The 21,410-nt window shown below is 71.8% G+C and carries 18 protein-coding genes, 2 tRNA genes and 1 pseudogene; 4 read left to right on the top strand and 17 right to left on the bottom strand.

The features are described 5' to 3' along the window. The first annotated feature begins 145 nt into the window (after positions 1 to 145). Entirely contained in the window at positions 146 to 412 is a 267-nt protein-coding gene (gene rpsT / locus DEJ50_RS22695) for a 30S ribosomal protein S20 (RefSeq protein ID WP_150209833.1), read from the top strand. 301 nt (positions 413 to 713) lie between these two features. Here rpsT and cyaB read toward each other — a convergent pair whose 3' ends face one another. Together cyaB and DEJ50_RS22685 are read right to left on the bottom strand one after the other, a co-directional pair. Then, on the bottom strand, positions 714 to 1,268 hold the full coding sequence (gene cyaB / locus DEJ50_RS22690) for a class IV adenylate cyclase (protein ID WP_150209831.1): 555 nt from the start codon (positions 1,266 to 1,268) through the stop codon (positions 714 to 716). 15 nt (positions 1,269 to 1,283) lie between these two features. After that, complete coding sequence (locus DEJ50_RS22685) at positions 1,284 to 2,045, bottom strand: helix-turn-helix domain-containing protein (RefSeq protein WP_150212292.1); 762 nt, start codon at positions 2,043 to 2,045, stop codon at positions 1,284 to 1,286. 824 nt (positions 2,046 to 2,869) lie between these two features. Here DEJ50_RS22685 and DEJ50_RS22680 point away from each other — a divergent pair. After that, the gene (locus DEJ50_RS22680) at positions 2,870 to 4,525 is read left to right on the top strand and encodes a protein-L-isoaspartate O-methyltransferase family protein (RefSeq protein WP_190344627.1); all 1,656 of its coding nucleotides are present in this window, start codon (positions 2,870 to 2,872) and stop codon (positions 4,523 to 4,525) included. 194 nt (positions 4,526 to 4,719) lie between these two features. Here the strand turns inward: DEJ50_RS22680 and holA are convergent, their stop codons facing one another. Continuing rightward, entirely contained in the window at positions 4,720 to 5,718 is a 999-nt protein-coding gene (gene holA, locus DEJ50_RS22675; RefSeq protein ID WP_190344625.1) for a DNA polymerase III subunit delta, read from the bottom strand. Between the two features lie 61 nt (positions 5,719 to 5,779). Here holA and DEJ50_RS22670 point away from each other — a divergent pair, with 61 nt between their 5' ends. Continuing rightward, a complete protein-coding gene (locus tag DEJ50_RS22670) occupies positions 5,780 to 6,022 on the top strand; it encodes a hypothetical protein (protein ID WP_150209827.1) in 243 nt (80 codons plus the stop codon). A gap of 17 nt (positions 6,023 to 6,039) precedes the next feature. Here the strand turns inward: DEJ50_RS22670 and DEJ50_RS22665 are convergent, their stop codons facing one another. From DEJ50_RS22665 to DEJ50_RS34025, 14 genes and pseudogenes are all read right to left on the bottom strand, one after another. Then, positions 6,040 to 6,921, bottom strand: a complete 882-nt coding sequence (locus DEJ50_RS22665; RefSeq protein ID WP_150209826.1) for a YceI family protein — start codon at positions 6,919 to 6,921, stop codon at positions 6,040 to 6,042. 121 nt (positions 6,922 to 7,042) lie between these two features. Continuing rightward, a pseudogene (locus DEJ50_RS22660) lies at positions 7,043 to 9,424 on the bottom strand (ComEC/Rec2 family competence protein); the annotation flags it as partial. Beyond that, entirely contained in the window at positions 9,421 to 10,425 is a 1,005-nt protein-coding gene (locus DEJ50_RS22655) for a ComEA family DNA-binding protein (RefSeq protein ID WP_150209824.1), read from the bottom strand. The pseudogene DEJ50_RS22660 and the gene DEJ50_RS22655, both read right to left, overlap by 4 nt. A gap of 100 nt (positions 10,426 to 10,525) precedes the next feature. Beyond that, positions 10,526 to 11,371 carry a DegV family protein gene (locus DEJ50_RS22650; RefSeq protein WP_150209822.1) on the bottom strand — a complete coding sequence of 282 codons (846 nt, stop codon included), beginning with the start codon at positions 11,369 to 11,371 and terminating at the stop codon, positions 10,526 to 10,528. Between the two features lie 122 nt (positions 11,372 to 11,493). Beyond that, the gene (locus DEJ50_RS22645; protein WP_190344623.1) at positions 11,494 to 12,339 is read right to left on the bottom strand and encodes a hypothetical protein; all 846 of its coding nucleotides are present in this window, start codon (positions 12,337 to 12,339) and stop codon (positions 11,494 to 11,496) included. A 160-nt stretch (positions 12,340 to 12,499) separates the two neighbouring features. Then, positions 12,500 to 15,370, bottom strand: a complete 2,871-nt coding sequence (gene leuS / locus DEJ50_RS22640; RefSeq protein WP_150209820.1) for a leucine--tRNA ligase — start codon at positions 15,368 to 15,370, stop codon at positions 12,500 to 12,502. A 251-nt stretch (positions 15,371 to 15,621) separates the two neighbouring features. Beyond that, positions 15,622 to 15,694 (bottom strand) — tRNA-Ala (locus DEJ50_RS22635). A 136-nt stretch (positions 15,695 to 15,830) separates the two neighbouring features. Further along, positions 15,831 to 16,064 carry a hypothetical protein gene (locus DEJ50_RS22630; RefSeq protein ID WP_150209819.1) on the bottom strand — a complete coding sequence of 78 codons (234 nt, stop codon included), beginning with the start codon at positions 16,062 to 16,064 and terminating at the stop codon, positions 15,831 to 15,833. 160 nt (positions 16,065 to 16,224) lie between these two features. Then, a tRNA-Ala gene (locus tag DEJ50_RS22625) sits at positions 16,225 to 16,297 on the bottom strand. Between the two features lie 125 nt (positions 16,298 to 16,422). Next, positions 16,423 to 17,103 (bottom strand): histidine phosphatase family protein, encoded by a 681-nt coding sequence (locus DEJ50_RS22620; protein WP_150209817.1) that lies wholly within the window; start codon positions 17,101 to 17,103, stop codon positions 16,423 to 16,425. Beyond that, on the bottom strand, positions 17,100 to 17,546 hold the full coding sequence (gene rsfS / locus DEJ50_RS22615) for a ribosome silencing factor (RefSeq protein WP_150209815.1): 447 nt from the start codon (positions 17,544 to 17,546) through the stop codon (positions 17,100 to 17,102). The genes DEJ50_RS22620 and rsfS overlap by 4 nt, the downstream gene beginning before the upstream one ends. 98 nt (positions 17,547 to 17,644) lie before the next feature. Beyond that, complete coding sequence (locus tag DEJ50_RS22610) at positions 17,645 to 19,258, bottom strand: LCP family protein (protein ID WP_150209814.1); 1,614 nt, start codon at positions 19,256 to 19,258, stop codon at positions 17,645 to 17,647. Between the two features lie 25 nt (positions 19,259 to 19,283). Beyond that, complete coding sequence (nadD, locus tag DEJ50_RS22605) at positions 19,284 to 19,901, bottom strand: nicotinate-nucleotide adenylyltransferase (RefSeq protein WP_150209812.1); 618 nt, start codon at positions 19,899 to 19,901, stop codon at positions 19,284 to 19,286. A gap of 74 nt (positions 19,902 to 19,975) precedes the next feature. After that, entirely contained in the window at positions 19,976 to 20,143 is a 168-nt protein-coding gene (locus tag DEJ50_RS34025) for a hypothetical protein (protein WP_190344621.1), read from the bottom strand. Positions 20,144 to 20,284: 141 nt separating this feature from the next. Here DEJ50_RS34025 and DEJ50_RS22600 point away from each other — a divergent pair, with 141 nt between their 5' ends. Beyond that, positions 20,285 to 21,382: a M48 family metallopeptidase gene (locus tag DEJ50_RS22600; RefSeq protein WP_150209810.1), complete on the top strand. Its 1,098-nt coding sequence runs from the start codon at positions 20,285 to 20,287 to the stop codon at positions 21,380 to 21,382. The last annotated feature ends 28 nt before the right edge of the window (positions 21,383 to 21,410 follow it).

The following is a 21,410-nucleotide window of genomic DNA, read 5'->3' as shown; positions in this document are numbered from 1 at the left end:
CCCCATCGTCCCATGACCGGGCGAGTGTGCTCGGTTTGGGCCGCCCAAAGGGCGCCTGGTAGCCTGGGCAGCTGTGTCTCGTATGCCCTCTCAGCTGTCGGGACACAATCCGAAGATCAACCTCTGAACCTGAAAAGGCTCTTTCGTGGCGAACATCAAGTCCCAGATCAAGCGGAACAAGACGAACGAGAAGGCGCGCCTGCGCAACAAGGCCGTCAAGTCCTCGCTCAAGACCGCGATCCGCAAGGCCCGCGAGGCCGTGGCCGCCGGCGACGTCGAGAAGGCCACCGTGGCTTCCCGTGCCGCCGCGCGTGCGCTCGACAAGGCTGTCTCGAAGGGTGTCATCCACAAGAACGCCGCCGCCAACAAGAAGTCGGCGCTGGCCTCCAAGGTTGCCACCCTCCAGGGCTGAGCTCTCGATGTGAATCGCCGGTAGGGATCCAGCGGGCCCTCTCATCCGCTCCCGACCGGCACCTCGCGCCGCACGCGGCCTGCGTTCGCCACGCGGGTGCGGCGCACCGGATGTAAGCGAAGGCCCCGGCCACCACCCTTCCCCAGGGTGACGGCCGGGGCCTTCGTCATGTCCGGCGGGCGGCGGACCGGGGCGAGTACCCGGTCGTGACGCTCGCGCAGCTCCGCGGACGGAAGCGCGCCCCAGAAGCCGTAGCGTGTCGCCCAGCCGACCCGCTGAGCAGATGGCCGGCGCTTCCGTCTCACAGCCGCTGGGCGCGGACCGCGTCCGTGTAGAGCTCGCGGGTCAGGTCTTCCTCACCGATGCCGAGCTCGGCGAGAACCGCGCGTACGTCGTCCAGCGCCGCCGTCAGCTCCTTCCTCTCGGCGATCGTCTCCAGCTCCAGGAACGTCCCGTCCACCTCGGGGACCCGGACCAGGGTGGCGAGCATCTGCCGACCTCGGGCCACGAAGTCGTAGTTCCTGCACCGCTTCTCGAAGGCGATGGCCGGGACGTAGCCGAGACCGCGGAGCATCGCGTGAACCGCCTCGGAGTCCTCGACACGGGTCTCGTGCTCAGGCTTCGAGCCGGTCTCTTCGTCGACCCGAGCGCCCTTGTACGTGAGGACCGTGCAGGTCTCCACCGCCCCGTGGACCGTGCGCACCCGCAACTCCTCATCCCGGGCCTCCAACGCCCCATCGGGGGTGTCGTAGTAGGTGTCCTGGTACACCTCGGCGCGGCCGTCGGCACGCTCGTCCAGCCGTCGGAGAGTCTCCTCGGGCGCGTGCACGCGCGCCTTCAGCTCGGCCTCGATCATCCGTCCATCCCCTTCTCAGACTGTGCGGTCAGCGCCCTCGACCATCATCTCGAACATGCGCCGGAACCCACGGAACAGCGGCCCGTGGGGCGTTTCCATGACCTTGTACGTGGCCGACTCATGCCCCTCCCAGCCCGCGTCGAACGCCCCGACGAACATGATGGAGTCCGTACGGATCAGCCGCCAGGTGGGCAGCATGCCGTACCGGTACACCTCGACGTCGCAGACCGCGGAAAGCTCCCGGAGCCGCGCCTCGGCCAGCCGGACACCAGAGGCCAACGATTCGGCAGACTCCCCGATCTCAGCGGCGCGCTGCGCCAGGGCCGGCGCGTTCGGGTCCAGCAGGAGCACCCGGACACACAGGCGCGTCTCACGGCGGCCGAGGTACGCACGGAGCATGGAGTCGTTCAAACCGATCAGGCCGAGCCCCCGGACCGCCAGGATGTCCAGCGCACTGGCCGTGCGGGCCTGCTGCTGGATCTCCTCACGTGCAGAAGCCTGCGCGGAGTAGACGCGGATGACCTCGGGGAACGTGGCCAGATCGAAGGCGGCCCCGCCGGACCGCTTCTCGCGACTGGCCGCAAGGCCGAGCAGACGCCGTGCATCGTCCGGCATGGTGAGGCCGTCGGCGATGCGCTCATAGACATCCAGCCGGGAAACCTCCCGCCGCCCGTTGATGATCTCGTTCACGCGTGCCTGGGTCATGCCTACCGCAGCCGCAATCTTGGCCTGGCTGGCGCCGCTGTACTGCTGCACGTGCTTGAACACCGCGCCCATGTTGCGAGCGCGGAGGGCCTGGCGAACCTCGGCACGCTCCCACGCCCAGTCCGGAAGGCCGGTCGGTACGAGAGGGGTTGTCACGGCTGGCTCCCGTCATCCGCGAATGGGATGGGAAGCCATCCCACGGTGAGATTACCGTCCGGGTATCGAGCCGACACACAGAGTCGCAAGATCCTGACGGCATGACACAACGTGCCGTCGAACGCCCCGTCCAGTGGTGCCGCTGGCACGTCGGAACCTCCGGGACAGCCCGGCCGATCCGGTTCGCCGGCCGTAGCTGCAAGCCCCGTGTCCTTCTGTACGCGTGCGCGCCGTGCCGCGAGCAACGTGGTCTGCGGCTCCGTTGGGAGACTCCAGCCCGCCAGGAGTGGCGCGACCAGCCAGCGGGGGCATCCCGATGAGCGCCTGGCGGAGCCTAACCCAGATGAAGAGCGAGGCCGTGAACTTGGTCGTGACCGGTCTCGGCCTGGAGGTTCGGCCCTCAGTGGCGCATCCGGGGGGTGTGTGCCGTAGGACGACGCTGCCGTGCCCGGCCTGCCACCGGCAGGTGCCCATGGTGCGGCGCTTCGGGACTACCTTGTCCCAATGCCCGGATTGCAGGTCCGGGGCGGGGTACAAGCACAACCCGGAACGATGCTGGGAGCTGCTCCGGTGAGCGCCGGCCGACTCTGTGCCCGCTGTGACCAGCCCATCCGCGGGGCCGCCGTCCAGCTGTTCCGCGATTCGGCGTCCGCCGCCCGGCCGGACGACTGGGCGCACCCGTGGCCGTGCCCCCAGCCGGAGGGGCAGCAGCCCAAGGCCCGGGTTCGGGTGAGGTCCCGGTGAGCGGCCAGGGGGAGCGCAAGCTCGCGCAGCAGGTCGAGGGCATCCTCGCCGCTGAGCACCCGCCGGCCGAGACGGTGGCGGCCGACCTGTTGGGAGACATGGAGTACCACGGCGGGCGCATCGCCTTCTACGTGCGGCACTCGTTCCGCGAGCGAGGACGTCGCACTGAGGACTCGTTGACAGCCGTCGCGAACTGGGACGCCGCCATCGCGCTGAAGTCAGAAACCCTGGACACCGGGCCGTGGGGCAAGGCTGTGTCTCTGGCCAGGGTGATCCGCGACCTCCTGCGCGCGCAGCAAGACCACGTCGACTGGCTCAACGCGACCGCGGAGCCGACAGACCCGATGACTCCCGCACCTTGCCGGGGCGGGCCGAGCACGACACGACCACCGTCCCACCAGCAGACAGGAGAACGCCATGACCGACAACGGCAAGCACGGCGGACCGCCCGAGGACAAGCCATGGACGCCGCCGCCCACCCCGCCGAGCCCCGACGGCAGTCGGCCGAGCAAGTCGGCTCCGTGAACCGGGACACCTGTCGTACGGCCCTGAGCACCATGGGGCTGCTGCAACCTCCCTGGCTGGCCGATGCGTTCGACAGGGTCGACCGTGAAGCATTCGTGCCCGACACGCTGTGGCTGCCCATCCGAGACGCCAAGGGGCTGTGGCGGTTCATCGACCGGGGCACGGACCCGGAGGGGTGGAAGCACGCCGTTTGGAACCCCCACCAATCGGTGGTCACTCAGTTGGACGACGGAAGCACCCGGCCCGAGGGCCCGGCGTCCGGCGATTTCACGTCCTCGGTGTCCGCCCTGGACGTTGTGATGCGCAAGCTCCAGCACCTGGACCTCCGCGAGGACCACCAGGTGTTGGAGATCGGGTACGCGTCCGGCTACCACACCGCGATGGTGTGCGAGCGGGTCGGCAGTGCGCGGGTCACCGCGGTGGAGGTCGACGATGGGCTTGCCGCGGTGGGGGCGCACAACCTCAAGTCGGCCGGCTACATGCCGGATCTGGTATGCGGGGACGGGCTTCGAGGTGTGGCCACCCGGGCGCCGTTCGACCGGATCATCAGTACGGCCGCGCTCAGGCGCGTGCCCTGCGCATGGGTCGAACAGGCGGCCCCGGCTGCGGTGATCCTCACCCCTTTCGGAACCGCGTACAGCAACGCCGGCCTGCTGCGGCTGCACGTCGACGACGAGCGGGCGCAGGGCTGGTTCGTTGGGGAGTCCGCGTACATGTGGATCCGCAGCGAGCGGCCGACACCCGTGCTTCAGCTACCGGAGGAGTTCATCGGCCGGCCGTCCCCGATCGACCCGGCGCAGATCCTGGGGAGTACCCACCTCCAGGACTTCGCGATCGGTCTCCAGGTGGCGGACATCTCGTACTCGCACCGCGGCGAGGGCAGGGAACGGCGGGTCCAATTCGTAGACACTGCGGGCACCTCGGCCACGATCGTCCGGTACGGCGACTGGTGGGCAGGTGACGCGGTCCGTTCCTGGGGACCGCGTGATCTGTGGGCGGAGGTGACGACCGCGTACACCTGGTACGAGACGCACGGCCGACCGCACATTACCCGCTTCGGGGTCACCGTCGACCCGGACGGACAGCGCGTGTGGCTGGACGATCCGCACCATGCCGTGGGTACCTGATCGCCTGTGTCCGAACAGACCTACGATCCCCTGCCCGATTTCGTACGGGAGGGGCGGTGTGCACTTGGTTGCAGAAGGCTCGGTCACCAGCCGCATTGCCGCGGCCAAGGCGCAGCTGGCGGGCGGGGGAACCGACCGGCGGGCCGCGCCCAGAAGTACGGGCCAGGCCCGGCCAGGCCCACGGGTGGCAGGGGTCAGCGGGGAGGGCGTTGGGGGCGGGCTGCGCGGGCTACCGCGACGACCGCCTTTTCGAGGGCGTACTCGGGGTCGTCGCCCCCGCCCTTCACCCCTGCGTCGGCCGCGGCGATCGCGCGGAGCGCCGTGGCGACGCCGTCCGCCGACCAGCCCCGCATCTGCTGCCGGACCCGGTCGATCTTCCACGGCGGCATGCCCAGGTCCCGCGCCAGATCCCCCGGGCGGGCGCCGCGCGGGGCGGAGGCGAGCTTCCCGATCGCACGGACCGCCTGGGCCAGTGCACTGGTGACGAGCACCGGCGCCACCCCGGTGGACAGGGACCAGCGCAGCGCCTCCAGCGCCTCCGCGGCCCGGCCTTCGACCGCCCGGTCGGCGACCTCGAAGCTGGACGCTTCCGCGCGGCCGGTGTAGTAGCGGCCGACCACCGCCTCGTCGATGGTGCCCTCGACGTCCGCGCAGAGCTGCGTCACCGCGCTGGCGAGCTCGCGCAGGTCGCTGCCGATCGCATCCACCAGGGTCTGGGAGGCCTCCGGCGTGGCGGAGCGGCCGAGGGCCCGGAACTCGCCGCGGACGAAGGCCAGACGGTCGCCCGCCTTGGTCATCTTCGGGCAGGCGATCTCCCGGGCGCCGGCCTTCCTGGCTGCGTCCAGCAGCCCCTTGCCCTTTGCGCCGCCCGCGTGCAGCAGGACGAGGGTGATCTCCTCGACCGGGGCGTCGAGGTACGCCTTGACGTCCTTGATCGTGTCCGCGGACAGGTCCTGCGCATTGCGGACGACCACGACCTTGCGCTCGGCGAAGAGCGACGGACTCGTCAGCTGGGCGAGCGTGCCGGGCTGCAGTTGGTCGGGGGTGAGGTCGCGGACGTCGGTGTCGGCGTCGGCGGCCCGGGCGGCCGTCACGACCTCCCGCACCGCGCGGTCGAGCAGCAGGTCCTCCTGCCCCACCGCGAGGGTGAGCGGGGCGAGCGGATCGTCGGTGGGATTCTTCCTGGTGGCCATCGCCCCCAGCATCCCATGGCCGGCTGACACCGCCCCGGCCCGCGTGTCCGAGAATGGTGCGGTGAACCTGCGACATGTACTGGTCCTGCCCGATCGCGACGCCGCCGAGGAGGTGGCCGAGGAGCTCGCCGACCGCTTCGCCCTCACCGAGGAGCCACAGCTGGTACGGGATGCGCTCGCCGGGGAGGACGACGCCGAGGACGCCCAGTGGCTGGTGGTCGTCGAGGACCCGGACGGCCGCTACGACCGCCAGGCCCTGGACGACCTCGCCGACGAGCACGAGGGCTGGCTGGAGGCGCCGTAGATCCGGTCCGGGCGAGGTCAGGCCTTGTGGACGATCTGGACGTCCAGTTCGACCTCGACGGTCGAGCCGATCGCCGCGATCCCATGGGCCAGCACGGACTGCCAGTTCAGCGCGAAGTCCTCGCGCTGCAACTCGGCGGTGGCCCGGCAGGCCGCACGCGGCTCGCCCTCCAGGCCCGTGCCGAGGCCCAGGTACTGGGCGTCGAGGGTGACCGAGCGGCTCACGCCGTGCAGGGTGAGGGCTCCCGCCACGGCCCAGCGGCTGCCGCTGCGGTGGATGAACCGCTCGCTGTAGAACTCGACCGTCGGATACCGCGCCGCGTCCAGGAAGTCCGCAGAGCGCAGGTGGTCGTCGCGCAGCTTCAGGCCGGTGTGGATGCTGGCGGCGTCGATGATCACGTGCATGGAGGAGTCCTCCATCCGGTCGGCGATCCGGACCGCCCCGGCGAAGGTGTTGAACCTGCCCCGGAGCCGCGCCAGTCCGATGTGACGGGCCGTGAATCCGATGGCGGAATGCCCCGGGTCGAGCTCCCAGTGGCCCGGCTGCGGCAGCAGCGGCGGTTCGACCGTCTCCAGGATGATCTCCCCGGTGCCCGGCTGGGCGCCCTCGCCGACCAGGGTCGCACCATGGAACGGCGCGTACCCCTCGGCCGTCACCGACATCCGGTACTCGCCCTCCGGGACCGCCGCGGTGAACCCGCCGTACGGGTCGGTCTCCCCGCTGACGATCCGCCGCCCGATCGGGTCGGTGACCTCGAACCGGGCCTGGCGGACCGGCTGGTGGACCGTGTCGAGGACACGGCAGGAGAGCAGACCCGCCGCGGGCGGCAGGGTCAGTGTCGCGGATGTGGACTGACTGGAGTTTCCGGCCGTCTCCGACCCCCGCCGGCGCCCGAACATGGTTGATGCACCCCCGTGCTGATTGAACGTAAGCCCCTCTGGCGAAGAGGCATTCGATCATGATGCAGGGTCCGGGGCAAACGGGATGTCCGCGCCACGCCGGGCCCCGGCCGTGGCGGCGGCGCCCGGCCGGCACCGCCCGGAGACCGGGCCCGGTCCCGGTGACCGCGACCGACCCGTCGGTGTCGGTGCGCAGGACGGCCGCACCGCCCGCGCGAAGCCCGGCGACGGTGTCCGGGGAGGGGTGGCCGTACCGGTTCTCCGAGCCGACCGGGACGATCGCGAGCCGGGGCCGGAGCCGGCCGTAGAGAGCGGGGTCCTGGTGGGCGGAGCCGTGGTGGGCGACCTTGAGCACATCGACCGGGCCCAGTTCCGGATGGTGTCTCAGCAGCTCCTGCTGGGCCGGGGGTTCGAGATCCCCGAGGAGCAGCAGGCTCAGTCCTGCGGACCGGACGGACAGGACCACGCTCGCGTCGTTGGGACCCTCGGGCAGCGGGCCGTCCGCGGGAGGCCACAGCACCTGCCAGGCGACCGGCCCGGCGGTCCGCCGCTCCCCGGCCCGGGCGGGCAGTACGGGGATCCGCGCGGCCTCGGCCGTACGCCGGACCCAGCGGGCCCGGCCCGCCGGCTCCTCCAGGGGCGTGGTCTGGATCAGGCCCACGGACCGGCCGCGCAGCACCCCGGGCAGGCCGCCCACATGGTCGGCGTGGAAGTGCGTCAGGAGCAGCAGCGGAACGCGGACCACACCGAGCCGGCGCAGGCAGCGGTCCGCCGGCTCCGGGTCCTGGCCTGCGTCCACCACCACGGCGGTGCCCGGCCCGACGGCCAGGACCCCGGTATCGCCCTGGCCCACCGCGCACTGGACGTAGCGCCAGCCGGGCGGCGGCCATCCGGTGAGGACCCGGGTGAGCTGTGGGGGCCGCAGTACCGCGAGGAGCAGCAGGAGGGCCACTCCGGCGCAGGCCCAGCGGCGGCGGACGATCCTCGCCGCGAGCAGGGCGAGGAGCAGGGTGACGGCGGCGAGGAGCAGCCCGCCCCGCCACCCGCCCGGCCAGGAGAGCTCCGCTCCGGGCAGTGCGGCGCCGGTCCGGGCCACCCGGGCGATCCAGCCGGCGGGCACCGCGGCACAGCGGGCGAGCAGTTCGGCGGCCGGCATCCACACCGGGGCCGCGCCGAGCGCCGCGAACCCGAGCACGGTGGCCGGGCCGGCCGCGAACTCGGCCAGCAGATTGCAGGGCACGGCGACCAGGCTCACCCGGGCTGCGAGCACGGCCACCACCGGGCCGCACACCGCCTGCGCGGCGGCGGCAGCCGCGAGCGCCTCCGCGAGCCGGGGCGGCACCCCGCGCCGCTGCATGGCCTCGCTCCACCGCGGAGCGAGGGTCAGCAGGGCTCCGGTGGCCAGTACGGACAACAGGAAGCCGGGGCTGCGGGCCAGCCACGGGTCGTACAGCACCAGCAGCAGGACCGCCGCGGCCAGGGCCGGGAGCAGGGATCTGCGGCGGCCGGTGGCGATGGCCAGCAAGGTGACCATCCCGCAGGCCGCGGCCCGCAGCACGCTGGGCTCGGGGCGGCACACCACCACGAAGGCGAGGGTCAGTACGGCTCCGCAGAGGGCGGTGGTCCGCAGGGACAGCCCGAGCCGGGGGGCCAGGCCACCGCGTTCGGCCAGCTGGGCCCGGGCCGGCGGGCCGATCAGCAGGAACAGCACCACGGTGAGGTTGGACCCGGACACGGCCAGCAGATGCACCAGGTCGGTGGCGCGGAAGGCTTCCTCGAGGTCCGGCGGAACCCGGGAGGTGTCCCCCACCACCAGCCCGGGCAGCAGCGCCCGCGCATCCGGGGGAAGGCCCTCGGTGGCCTCCCGCAGCCCGGCCCGCAAGGCCCCGGCCACCCGTTGTGTCCGGTCCGGGCCGCCGATCCGCTGCGGCGGGCTCTCCCCGGGCACCCGCAGCAACGCCACCGGCCGGCCGCCGCCCCGGGCCGGGGTGAGCCGTGCGGACACCGCGACCCGGGTCGAGGGCAGCAGCCGGGTCCACTCCGGGTGCCGGGCCAGTACGAGAACGGGGGTGGTCACCCGGGTGCTGCGACCGTCCGGCCCGGTGAGCCGGGTCAGCACCGCCTCCAGCCGCACCCCGGGTGGCCCGGTCCTGGTCCGCCGGGGGTCTGCGGTGACGGTCAGCTCCGCATCGACCGCGGCGTACGCGGCGGCCAGCCCGGGCACCGGGCCCGCCCTCGCCTCGGCCCGCGCCAGGCCGGCCACCCCGGCCCCGGCCGCCGCACACAGCAGGGCGGCGGCGGCAGCGGCGCCGACGGTCCGGCGCGGGCCGGGCCGGCGCCATCCGGCCAGCACCAGTGCCCCGGCCCCGGCGGCGCCCAGCCCCACACCGACACCGGTCCAGCGGCCGGGCATCCCGAGCGCGAGCGCAGCCGCCGCCCAGGCGGCCCCGGCCGGCACGACGAGCCGAAGGTCCACCGGAAGGGCGCCGTCGGGGCGGCTCACGGCCGCACCAGGGGGCGCAGGTCGGCGAACCGGCGCTCCCCGATCCCGTTGACCTTGCGGAGGTCTTCGACCGAGCGGAAGCCGCCCCGGGCGGTGCGGAAGTCGACGATATGGCGGGCGAGCACCGGTCCGACCCCGGGCAGCGCGTCCAGCTGCTCGACGGTGGCGGTCCCGAGGCTGAGGGGCACACTGGCCGGGGCGGGCCCGCCGTACGGGCCGGGCGGCGGTACGGGCGGCGGGGCCGGGGCACCGACCAGCACCTGCTCGCCATCGGTGAGGACCCGGGCCTGGTTCAGCCCGGTGGTGTCCGTGCCGGGCCGCACTCCCCCGGCGGCGGCCAGCGCATCCGCCACCCGGGAGCCGGCGGGCAGCCGCCGGACGCCGGGATCGCGGACCTTCCCGCTGATGTCGACCACAATCCGGGGGCCGACGGGTCCGGCGGGGCCGACAGGTCCGGCCGGGGCCGGGCCGGGCATGGGAGCGGGTGCGGGTGCGGGTGCGGCCACCGCGACCGGGGCGGTGACCTGAGCCGGCCGGGCGGACGCGTACTGGTGGACGGCAAAACCGACGGCTGCCACCAGCACGACGGCCACGGCGACCAGCGGCCTCGCCTCCAGCCCGCACCGCGCCTGCAACCAGACGGGCAGCCGCTCCCGCACGGCCGGCCGACGGAAGCCACCGGGCCCCGCCCCGGCCGCAGCTTCCGGGGCGGCCGGCGTGCCCGGGGCCGGGTTTGCGGATGGTTCCGGTGGGGGGTCGGCGGGGAGCAGGGCTGCTGCGCGCCGGCGCACCGCAACCGGGTCCACCTGGTACCGCCCCCGGCGGCGGCGGTTGCGGACCGCGCGGTGCCGGAAGCGGCTGTCGGAGGCTGCGGGGCGGCCGGGGCCGCTGCCGTGGCGGGCCGGGCGGTCCGGGCGGGCCAAGGCAGCGGCCGTGGTCGCGGCCGTCGCGGCCGTGGTCGTGGGCGTGTCCGTCGTCGCGGAGTGCGTCTTTGCCGTCATGACACACGACGGTAGGAAAGAACCCCACCCCCCGTTCGGAGCGCCGGATTCCTGTGGATGGACGGGCAGTTGTGGACAACCCGGCCACCCGGGAGGGTGATCAGCGCGGTGAGACCACCGCGGCCAGCAGGCCCGGCCCGGTATGTGCTCCGATCACCGCGCCGACCTCGCTGACGTGCAGCTCGGCCAAGCCGGGAACGCGTTCGCGCAACCGCTCCGCAAGCTTCTCGGCGCGCTCCGGTGCGGCGAGATGGTGGACGGCGATGTCCACGCCGGCCGTGCCGGCCCGCTCGACGGCGAGTTCCTCCAGGCGCGCAATGGCCTTCGAGGCCGTACGCACCTTCTCCAGCATCTCGATCCGGCCGCCGTCCAGCTGGAGCAGCGGCTTCACCGCCAGCGCAGAGCCCAGGAGCGCCTGGGCGGCCCCGATGCGCCCGCCGCGGCGCAGGTAGTCGAGCGTGTCGACGTAGAAGAAGGCGGACATGCCCGCCGCTCGCTTCTCGGCCGCGGCCACGGCCTCGTCGGCCGAGCCGCCCGCCTCGGCGGTCTCGGCGGCGGCCAGCGCGCAGAAGCCGAGGGCCATCGCGACCATGCCGGTGTCGACGACCCGGACCGGGACCGGCGAGGTCTGCGCGGCGACCACGGCGGCGTCGTAGGTGCCGGAGAACTCGGCGGACAGGTGCAGGCTGACGATGCCGGTGGCGCCCGCGTCCGCGGCGGCCTGATAGGCCCGGACGAACTCCTGTGGGCTGGGGCGTGAGGTGGTGACCGACCGGCGCTTCTGGAGGGCGGCGGCCAGGCTGCGGGCGGAGATCTCGGTGCCCTCTTCCAGGGCCTCGTCGCCGATGACCACGGTCAGGGGGACGGAGGTGATCCCGTGCCGCGCCATTGCCTGCTGCGGCAGGTAGGCCGTGGAATCGGTGATGATCGCGACATGGCGGGACATGAGGCGGAGGTTACCGCCAGCGGGGGTGCGGTGGCAGCTTGGGGCGGGCGGGCCGCTCCCCCAGCCCTCGGCGGGCGGGCCGTTCCCCCGGCCGGCAGCCGCCGGTCCCGGCACGCCTCGGATCAGGTCGTGGTCTCCGGACGCGGCCGGGAGGCCGGGGCGGAGCTCTTCTCCCACGGGTACGGAGTCGGCCGGGGGGCCGGGTTCAGGGCGCGGCGCGGGTCCTGCGGGGCGGTCGGAGCCCCGGCCGACTCCGTACCCGCCGCCGACGGCTGGGCGGCCTGGCTCTGGGCCCCAGCCGGGGCCTGAGTCTGGGGCCCAGCCGGGGCCTGAGTCTGGGGCCCAGGGGCCTGGGCCTGGGCCTGGGAGGCGCGGTTCGAGAAGTCCGACAGGTCCGACAGCAGGTCGTCCATCGAAGGCCGGGACCAATCCCGCAGCGCGCCCGACTCGACCTCGATCTCGGCCGTCAGAAGGCTCATCTCGTCCTTCGCGAACTGGTTCGCGCGGTCCCGCGCCGCCCAGCGCAGCGAATTCGCAGCCTCCGTGATGCGCCCCGTACGCTCGCGCAACTCCGGAAGGAGTGCGGACAGCCGGGCCTTGTCCGGCTCCGTCTCCAGGCGCTTCAGTTCCTCGTCCAGCTCACGGCCGTGCACGCTCAGGCGCTCGAACAGGGCCAGCGATTCCTGCAGGGAGGCATCCGCCCGGGCACCCTCCTGCAGCGCCTGCTGGGTGGCCCGCATGGAGGTGCGCAGGTCCAGACGGAGCTGGGCCAGCGCGCCGGCCACACCGACCTGGCCGAAGCTCTTGGCCTTCAGGGTGGTGTCCTCCACGGCGCGCCGTGCCTGGCTCACCGTCCGGTCCACGCCGCGCGCCGCCGCCTTCACCACCTTGACCGTCGCCCACGCGCCCAGCCCCAGGACGGTGAACAGCAGCAGCAGCGCAATCATGATCAACGCGCCCGCGTCCATGGCGAACCCTCTCCCCTGGTGGCCCCGGCCTGTCGCCCGGTCCTCTCTTCCCCTCCCACCGTAAACGCCACGGGCAGGCCAGGGGTTCCAATCGAACCCCCAACCTGCCCGTACGGGATCTCCCTGACCGAACTTTGTCAGCTCGGGATTCACTCGGGATTCAGATGACGATGTTCACCAGCTTCGGCGCGCGCACGATCACCTTGCGGATCTCGGCCCCGCCCAGCGCGGCGACCACGGCCTCGTCCGTGACCGCCAGCTGCTCCAGGTCCGCCTCCGAGATGGCCGGCGGCACCTCCAGGCGGGCCTTGACCTTGCCCTTGACCTGGACCACGCAGGTGACCGTCTCGTCGACGACATACGCCGGGTCCGCGACCGGGAAGTCCTGGTGGACCACCGAGTCGGTGTGGCCCAGCCGGTGCCACAGCTCCTCCGCGATGTGCGGCGCCAGCGGGGCCACCAGCTTGACCAGCTGCTCCGCGACCGGGCGGGACAGCGGCTCGCCGGCCTTGGTCAGGAAGTTGTTCAGCTCGGTGATCTTGGCGATGGCGGTGTTGAAGCGCAGGCCCGCCAGGTCGCCGCCGGCCCCGTCGATGGCCTTGTGCAGGGCGCGCAGCGTCTGCTCCGAGGGCTCGGCGTCGACGACCGTGACCGCGCCCGTCTCCTCGTCGACCACGTTCCGCCACAGGCGCTGCAGCAGGCGGTACTGGCCCACCACGGCCCGGGTGTCCCAGGGACGCGAGACGTCCAGCGGGCCCATCGCCATCTCGTACAGGCGCAGGGTGTCGGCCCCGTACTCCTCGCAGATCGTCTCCGGGGTGACGGCGTTCTTCAGGGACTTGCCCATCTTGCCCAGCTCGCGCTTGACCTGCTCGCCCTCGAAGAAGAACTTCCCGTCCCGCTCCTCGACCTCGGTGGCGGTCACCGGGAAGCCGCGCTCGTCGCGGTAGACGTACGCCTGGATCATGCCCTGGTTGAACAGCTTGTGGAACGGCTCCGCCGAGGAGACGTGGCCCAGGTCGAACAGCACCTTGGACCAGAAGCGGGCGTACAGCAGGTGCAGCACCGCGTGCTCGGCGCCGCCCACGTACAGGTCGACGCCGCCGTGCGGGGCGGACTCCCGCGGGCCCATCCAGTACTGCTCGATCTCCGGGTCGACCAGCGCGTCCGCGTTGTTCGGGTCCAGGTAGCGCAGCTCGTACCAGCAGGAACCGGCCCAGTTGGGCATGGTGTTGGTCTCGCGCCGGTAGGAGCGGACGCCACGGCCGTCGCCCAGGTCCAGCTCGACGTTGACCCAGTCGGACTTCCGCGACAGCGGGGTCTCGGGCTGGGAGTCGGCGTCGTCCGGCTCGAAGGTGCGCGGCGAGTAGTCCTCGACCTCGGGCAGTTCCAGCGGCAGCATCGACTCGGGCAGCGCGTGTGCGACGCCGTCCTCGTCGTAGACGATCGGGAAGGGCTCGCCCCAGTAGCGCTGGCGGCTGAACAGCCAGTCGCGCAGCCGGAAGTTGACGGTGCCCTCGCCGATGCCGCGCCCGGTCAGCCAGTCGGTGATGGCGGCCTTGGCCGCCACCACGCCCAGGCCGTCCAGGGAGATGCCCTCTCCGGTGGAGTTGACCAGCTTGGCGTCGTACGAGACGAAGGCCTCGTCCCACTCGGCCGGGTCGGTGCCGCGGCCGTCCGTGGGCTCGACCACGCAGCGGATCGGCAGCTCGAAGGCGCGGGCGAACTCGAAGTCGCGGCTGTCGTGGGCCGGGACGGCCATGATGGCGCCGGTGCCGTAGCCCATCAGCACGTAGTCGGCGATGAAGACCGGGACCTTCTCGCCGCTGACCGGGTTGACGGCGTACTCGCCGGTGAAGACGCCGGTCTTGTCCTTGGCCTCGGCCTGCCGCTCCACGTCCGACTTGGACGCGGCCTGCTTGCGGTACGCGGCCACCGCCTCGGCGGGGGTGGCGTAGCCACCGGTCCACACCTGGTGGGTGCCCTCGGGCCAGGCCGCCGGGATGAACTTCTCGACCAGCGGGTGCTCGGGCGCCAGCACCATGTAGGTGGCGCCGAACAGGGTGTCCGGGCGGGTGGTGAAGACGGTGATGGCCTCGTCGCCCAGCGCGAAGTCGACGCGGGCGCCCTCGGAGCGGCCGATCCAGTTCCGCTGCTGGAGCTTGATCGCCTCGGGCCAGTCCAGCGCCTCCAGGTCGTCCAGCAGGCGGTCCGCGTAGGCGGTGATCCGCATGTTCCACTGGCTCAGCTTGGCCTTGAAGACGGGGAAGTTGCCGCGCTCGGACCGGCCGTCGGCGGTGACCTCCTCGTTGGCCAGTACGGTGCCCAGCCCGGGGCACCAGTTCACCGGCGCGTCGGAGGAGTACGCCAGCCGGTACTCGTTCAGTACGTCGGCCCGCTCGCCCGCGGTCAGCTCCGCCCACGCCCGGCCGCCGGGGACCGCACGGGAGCCGTCCTCGAAGGCGGCGATCAGCTCGGCGATCGGACGGGCCTTGCCCGCGTCCGCGTCGTACCAGGAGTTGTAGATCTGCAGGAAGATCCACTGGGTCCACTTGTAGTAGTCCGGGTCGATCGTGGCGAAGGACCGGCGCTTGTCGTGGCCCAGGCCCAGCCGGCGCAGCTGGACCTTCATGTTCTCGATGTTCGCCTCGGTGGACACGCGCGGGTGCGTGCCGGTCTGCACGGCGTACTGCTCGGCCGGCAGGCCGAAGGCGTCGAAGCCCAGGGTGTGCAGGACGTTGTGGCCGGTCATCCGCTGGTGGCGGGCGTACACGTCGGTGGCGATGTAGCCGAGCGGGTGGCCCACGTGCAGTCCGGCACCGGACGGGTACGGGAACATGTCCATGATGAACTTCTTGGGGCGCGCGGCCACGGCCGGGTCACCCGCCAGGTCGCCGGTCGGATTGGGCGCCTCGTAGGTGCCCTCCGCGTCCCATACGTCCTGCCAGCGTGCCTCGATGTCGGCGGCCATGGCAGCCGTGTAACGGTGCCCCTCGGCCGCCTCGGGGGCCGGGGTGTTCGTCTCGCTCATGATTCCTACAAGCTCCATCGATCGTCTCTGCCGTCTCTGCCTGCCCAAACGAAAAAACCCCTCGCACAGGAGGGGACGCCGCGCCGATGCCGACCTGGCTCTCCGCAGGTCGGGACTGATCAGCGCGGCTCGGTAAGCAGAAGGCGTACGGCACGCATGGCGTCAGGGTACCGCAGGGCTCACGGCGCCCGCTCGGACGACCGCACAACGAGAAGCGGGCCACCCGATCCGGGTGGCCCGCTTCTCTTCTGTGGAGCTAAGGAGAATTGAACTCCTGACCTCCTGCATGCCATGCAGGCGCTCTACCAACTGAGCTATAGCCCCTTGCTTCTTGCCGCCGGGCCCCTGCTCGGTTTCCCTTGCCGGTTCCCCTGGCGACATCGAGAACATTACACGGTCAGGGCCCAGGTCCAAAAATCGGTTTCGGTCATGCCCGATTTGGGAAGACCTGGGCGGGTCGTCACGCTCTCGCGAACTGGTAGAAGCGCTTCAGCGTGCAGTGCTCATCGAGCAGCCGGCCGTAGATCGGCTCGCCCTCCAGCTCCCGGTACCTCTCGATGGGGTCGCCTTTTATGATCAGCGCCCGCGCGCATTCCTCGCACCAGTACTGGTAGTCGGGGTTGACCGGTTCCATGTCCCGCACGATCGGCGTGCCGTTGTCGCACCAGTCGCACCGCCGCCGGTGTGATCCCATCCGTCAGCGACTCCCTCCCGTTCAGAGCCGTCCGGGCCGTCGTCTCCCCCTCCGGCCGTCCGATTCTGCCATGCCGGTACGCGGTACGCGGCAGACCGGCGGGGACGACGGGGACAAACGCAAGGATCCCGCCCCCTTGTTGGGGACGGGATCCTGATTGTGGAGCTAAGGAGAATTGAACTCCTGACCTCCTGCATGCCATGCAGGCGCTCTACCAACTGAGCTATAGCCCCGCTCTCCGCCGCGCTTCCCGCTGTTTCCTGCGGTCTTCGCTGCGAACAAGAAGAACTCTAGCCTGTGACCAGCCGGAAAGTGAAATCCGGCCCGGCTGCCCCCGAGGAGGCGCTCGGCGGTCGGCTCAGTCGTCGTCGCCGAGCACCGGTTCGGGCAGCGTTCCGGCGTTGTGCTCCAGCAGCCGCCAGCCGCGTGCGCCCTCGCCCAGCACGGACCAACAGCAGTTGGAGAGGCCGCCGAGGCCCTCCCAGTAGTACGAGTCCAGGCCCAGCAGCCGGCCGATGGTGGTGCGGATGGTGCCGCCGTGGCTGACCACGACCAGCGTGCCGTTCTCGCCGAGGCGGCCGGCGTGCCCGAGCACCACCGGGGCCGCCCGGTCGGCGACCTCGGTCTCCAGCTCGCCGCCACCGCGGCGCACCGGCTCGCCGCGCTTCCACGCCGCGTACTGCTCGCCGTACTTGGCGAGGATCTCGTCGTGCGTCAGGCCCTGCCACTCGCCCGCGTAGGTTTCCCGCAGCGCCGGGTCGTGGGTGACGGACAGCCCGGTGACGGCGGCCAGCTCGGCGGCCGTGGCCGCCGCCCGCTTCAGGTCGGAGGCCACGATGGCGTCCGGCTTCAGCGAGGCGAGCAGCCGGGCGGAGCGGCGCGCCTGCGCCACACCCGTCTCGGTCAGCTCGATGTCCGTGGAGCCCTGGAACCGGCGCTCCAGGTTCCACGAGGTCTGGCCGTGCCGCCACAGAACGATCTTGCGGCCGGGCTTGGTGTACGTCGTACGGGCCGGGCCGGCCGTACCGGTCGTGCTCAGAACAGATCACCGTCCAGGTCGTCATCGCCCTGCGCCGCGCGCAGCTTGGCGTGCTCCTCGGCCTTGCCCTTGGTCAGCTTGGCGTCCTCGGGCAGCTCGATCTCGGGGCAGTCCTTCCACAGCCGCTCCAGGGCGTAGAAAACGCGCTCCTCGCTGTGCTGCACGTGGACGACGATGTCGACGTAGTCGAGCAGGATCCAGCGGGCGTCGCGGTCGCCCTCCCGGCGCACCGGCTTGGCGCCGAGCTCCTTGAGCAGGCGCTCCTCGATCTCGTCGACGATCGACTTGACCTGGCGGTCGTTGGGCGCCGAGGCGAGCAGGAAGGCGTCGGTGATCGACAGCACGTCGCTGACGTCGTACGCGATGATGTCGTGCGCGAGCCGGTCGGCCGCCGCCTGGGCGGCGGTGGTGATGAGCTCGATGGAGCGGTCCGTGGCGGTCACTGGCCATGCTTTCGGGTCGAGGGCAGATCCTTACAAGGGTCTCATGGGCTGCCGATGCCGCCCACGCCATTGCCGTCGGCGCAGATCATCGGCGCAGATCAGGGGGCCTTGAAGTCCTTGCCCAGGGTCACCACGACGTCCGCGTTGACCGCGCCGCCCTCCGCCCCTGCCTTCTTGACCACCGTCTCCGGCAGGCCGAGGGTCTTGGCGACCTCGACGGCCTTGGGGCGCTGTGCCTCGTCCGCGTAGGTGATCTGCGTGGCGGTCTGGGGCTGTCCGGCCTTGCCGCCGTCGACGAACGTGTAGCCGCCGTTGACCAGCGCCGCCTTGGCGGCGAGCGGGGCCTTGTCGTTGCCGGTGGCGTTGCGCAGGCCGACCCGCGGGGTCGCGGAGGAGCCCTGGGAGGCGGTCAGGGTGCCGCCTAGGACCTCCTTGACGACGGACCGGCCGGCCTCGTCGGTGAGGGTGCCGTCGGGCTTCAGCTGGAGGACGTCGGTGCGGTAGGCGCCGGTCTTGGCGTGTTCGGCGAGTTTGGCCAGCGAGCCGCCGAGGGCCTGCTCGGTGAGCGAGGGGTCCAGGATCTGGCCGAGGGATTCGATGGTGAGGACGGCCGCCTTCCCGTCGCCCGGCATTTTGCGCAGGGTGGCGAGGAGGACCCGGCCGAACCGCTCCAGCTGCTTGGCCTCCGGCTCGCCCTGGGCGCGGTGGGTGGCGTACGCGACCGCCATCGCGCCGTTGAGGCTCTGCTTCTGGCCCTGGCCGACGGCCGGGGTCTTGGCGGCGTCGTCGGCGGGGACGGCGGTGTCGGTGTCGACCTCGATGCCGCCGACCGCCTGGACGAGGTTCTCCAGGTACGGGGTGTCCAGCCGCCAGGTGCCGCCGATCTTCGTGCCCAGCATGGCGTCCAGGGCCTCGCGGGTGCCTCCCAGGCCGTCCTCGGCGACGGAGGTGCCGAGGTTCACCGAGGTGCCGTCGTCCTTGGGGACGGACAGCGCGTTCGGGAGCAGGACCGTGGCGCCCTTCTTGGCGGTGACGTTGTCCACCAGCAGGGCGGTGGCGGTACCGCCCTTCTTGGTGTTGTGCAGGTGGACGACGATCACGTCGCGTTTCTGCGGGCCGGTCTGGGCGGCGGCTGCCTTGCCCTTCTCCGGGCCGTCGAGGAAGGGCAGCCGGTCCGTGTACCAGAGGTAGCCGAGGCCGGCGGCGACGAAGAGGGCGAGGACGACGATCAGGGCCACGACCCGGTTCCGGCCGCGCCGGCGGGCCTCCTCGCGACGCTCGGTGCGGCTCTCGGTGAACTTGAGCCAGTCGATGACGTCCTCGGAATCCTCGTCGGGCTGGTCGAGGAAGGAGAACTGCTCGGTGCGGTAGTCGGGGGTCCGGCGCTGCTCCGGCACCGGGGCGGGTTCGGGGGCGGATTCCGGGGCGGGGCCGGCGGCCGGCTCGGGGGCTGCGGTCTCCGGCCCGGGGGCCGGGGCCTGCTGCGGGATCCACTGCTGCTGGGGCTGCTGGGGCTGCGGCGGCTGCTGAGGCTCGTACCCGTAGTACTGCTGCTGGGGCTGTCCGTACGCGTCGTAGCCGTACGCCTGCTGTTGCTGCCCGTACGCCTGCGGGTACTGTCCGTACGACTGCGGGTCCGCGGGCACCTGCGCGTACACCGGCTGCCCGTACTGGTCGTAGCCGATGAACTGCGGTTCCTGTCGATCGTTCACCGCGGTGCCCCTCTCATGCGGAACCTCAGGCTCCGCGGTACAGCTCTCGCTTGTCGATGTACCGCACCACACCGTCCGGCACCAGGTACCAGACCGGATCCCCCTGGGCCACGCGCATGCGGCAGTCGGTGGAGGAGATCGCCAGCGCCGGAACCTCCACCAGGGACACCCCGCCCTCGGGCAGGCCGTCGTCGGTGAGCAGGTGGCCGGGCCGGGTGACGCCGATGAAGTGGGCCAGCGCGAACAGCTCCTCGGCATTGCGCCAGGTGAGGATCTGCGCCAGGGCGTCGGCCCCCGTGATGAAGAACAGGTCCGCGTCGTCATTGAGACGCCGCAGGTCACGCAGGGTGTCGATGGTGTAGGTGGGGCCGCCGCGGTCGATGTCGATGCGGCTCACCGAGAACTGCGGGTTGGATGCGGTCGCGATGACCGTCATCAGATAGCGGTCCTCGGCGGGGGAAACCGCGCGCTGGGACTTCTGCCACGGCTCGCCCGTGGGTACGAAGATCACCTCATCGAGGTGGAAAAGGGCGGCGACCTCGCTCGCGGCCACCAGGTGTCCGTGGTGGATCGGGTCGAATGTTCCGCCCATCACGCCGAGCCGGCGCTTGACCGGGCCGGTAGGCATCTCCTGCTCTCCCATGAGCGCAGACCATACCGGCCCGGGACCGCCCTGCTGCTGTCGCGGTACGACCAGCGGTACGACAAGCGGTGTGCCTAGCGGTCGCGGTTGAGGCGCGTGGTCACCCAGAGCATCAGCATCAGCACGACGAAGGCGCCGCCGCCGGTGAGATACGGGTTCAGGCTGTCGTGGTTGCCGCCGTGCTTCTCGGCCTCCTCCGAGGCGAGGAGAACCAGGCTCTGGGCGGTGGTGGAGAGGCTCATCAGGCAGGTACCTATCGGGTCGGGGAGCGGGCGGAGACTTCGCTCACATCGTATGCGGGTGCCTGGGGCACGCTCACGCCGACTCAGGCGTTGGAGAGGATAGACGCATGGACAAGCAGTCCGATCAAGGGGGAGGGCGCGATGACTGACACGGGATTCGAGAAGGTGCCGGCGCGAGACCGCAGGAGGTTCCCGGACATCTCCTCGCGGGCGTACGAGCACCCGGCGGACCGGTCGGCGCTGGTGGCGCTGCGCAAGCTCAGCGGCTTCGACACCGTGTTCAAGGCATTGAGCGGGCTGCTGCCGGAGCGCAGCCTGCGGCTGCTCTTCCTGTCCGACACGGTGCGGGTCGGCGACACCCAGTTCCCGCACCTGTACGCGATGCTGCGGGACGCCTGTTACATCCTGGACCTGGAGAAGGTCCCGCAGATGTTCGTGCAGCAGGACCCGAAGCCGAATGCCATGTGCATCGGCCTGGACGAGCCGATCATCGTGGTGACCACCGGTCTGGTCGAGCTGCTCGACGAGGAGGAGATGCGGGCGGTCGTGGGCCACGAGGTGGGCCACGCGCTGTCGGGTCACTCGGTGTACCGGACGATCCTCCTCTTTCTGACGAACCTGGCGCTGAAGGTCGCCTGGATCCCGCTGGGCAATGTGGCGATCACGGCGATCGTCACGGCGCTGCGCGAATGGTTCCGCAAGTCCGAGCTGTCGGCGGACCGGGCCGGTCTGCTGGTGGGCCAGGACCTCCAGGCCTCGATGCGCGGGCTGATGAAGATCGCCGGCGGCAACCACCTGCACGAGATGAACGTGGACGCGTTCCTCGCCCAGGCCGAGGAGTACGAGGCGGGCGGCGATCTGCGCGACTCGGTGCTGAAGATCCTCAACATGCTGCCGCGGACGCACCCCTTCAGCACGGTCCGGGCGGCCGAGCTGAAGAAGTGGGCGGAGAGCCGGGACTTCCAGCGGCTCATGGACGGCCACTACCCGCGCCGCGAGGAGGACAAGGACACCTCGGTGACGGACTCCTTCCGGCAGTCCGCCTCGCACTACGCGGACTCGGTGCGCACCAGCAAGGACCCGCTGATGAAGCTGGTCGGCGACCTGGCGGGCGGGGCGGGCGACCTGGCGGGCTCGCTGCGCGACCGGTTCACCGGCGGCGGTTCGGGCGGCGCTTCCGGCTCCCGCCCGGGTTCGGGGTCGGGCTCCGGCTCCGGTGACGGCGGCAAGGACGGGTAGTTGCCGTGCCGCCACCGGCCGCCAACGG

Source organism: Streptomyces venezuelae, assembly GCF_008642295.1.
Lineage (GTDB): Bacteria > Actinomycetota > Actinomycetes > Streptomycetales > Streptomycetaceae > Streptomyces > Streptomyces venezuelae_C.
The sequence above is the reverse complement of the archived record's forward strand: the minus strand, read 5'-3'. Positions and strand labels throughout refer to the sequence as shown.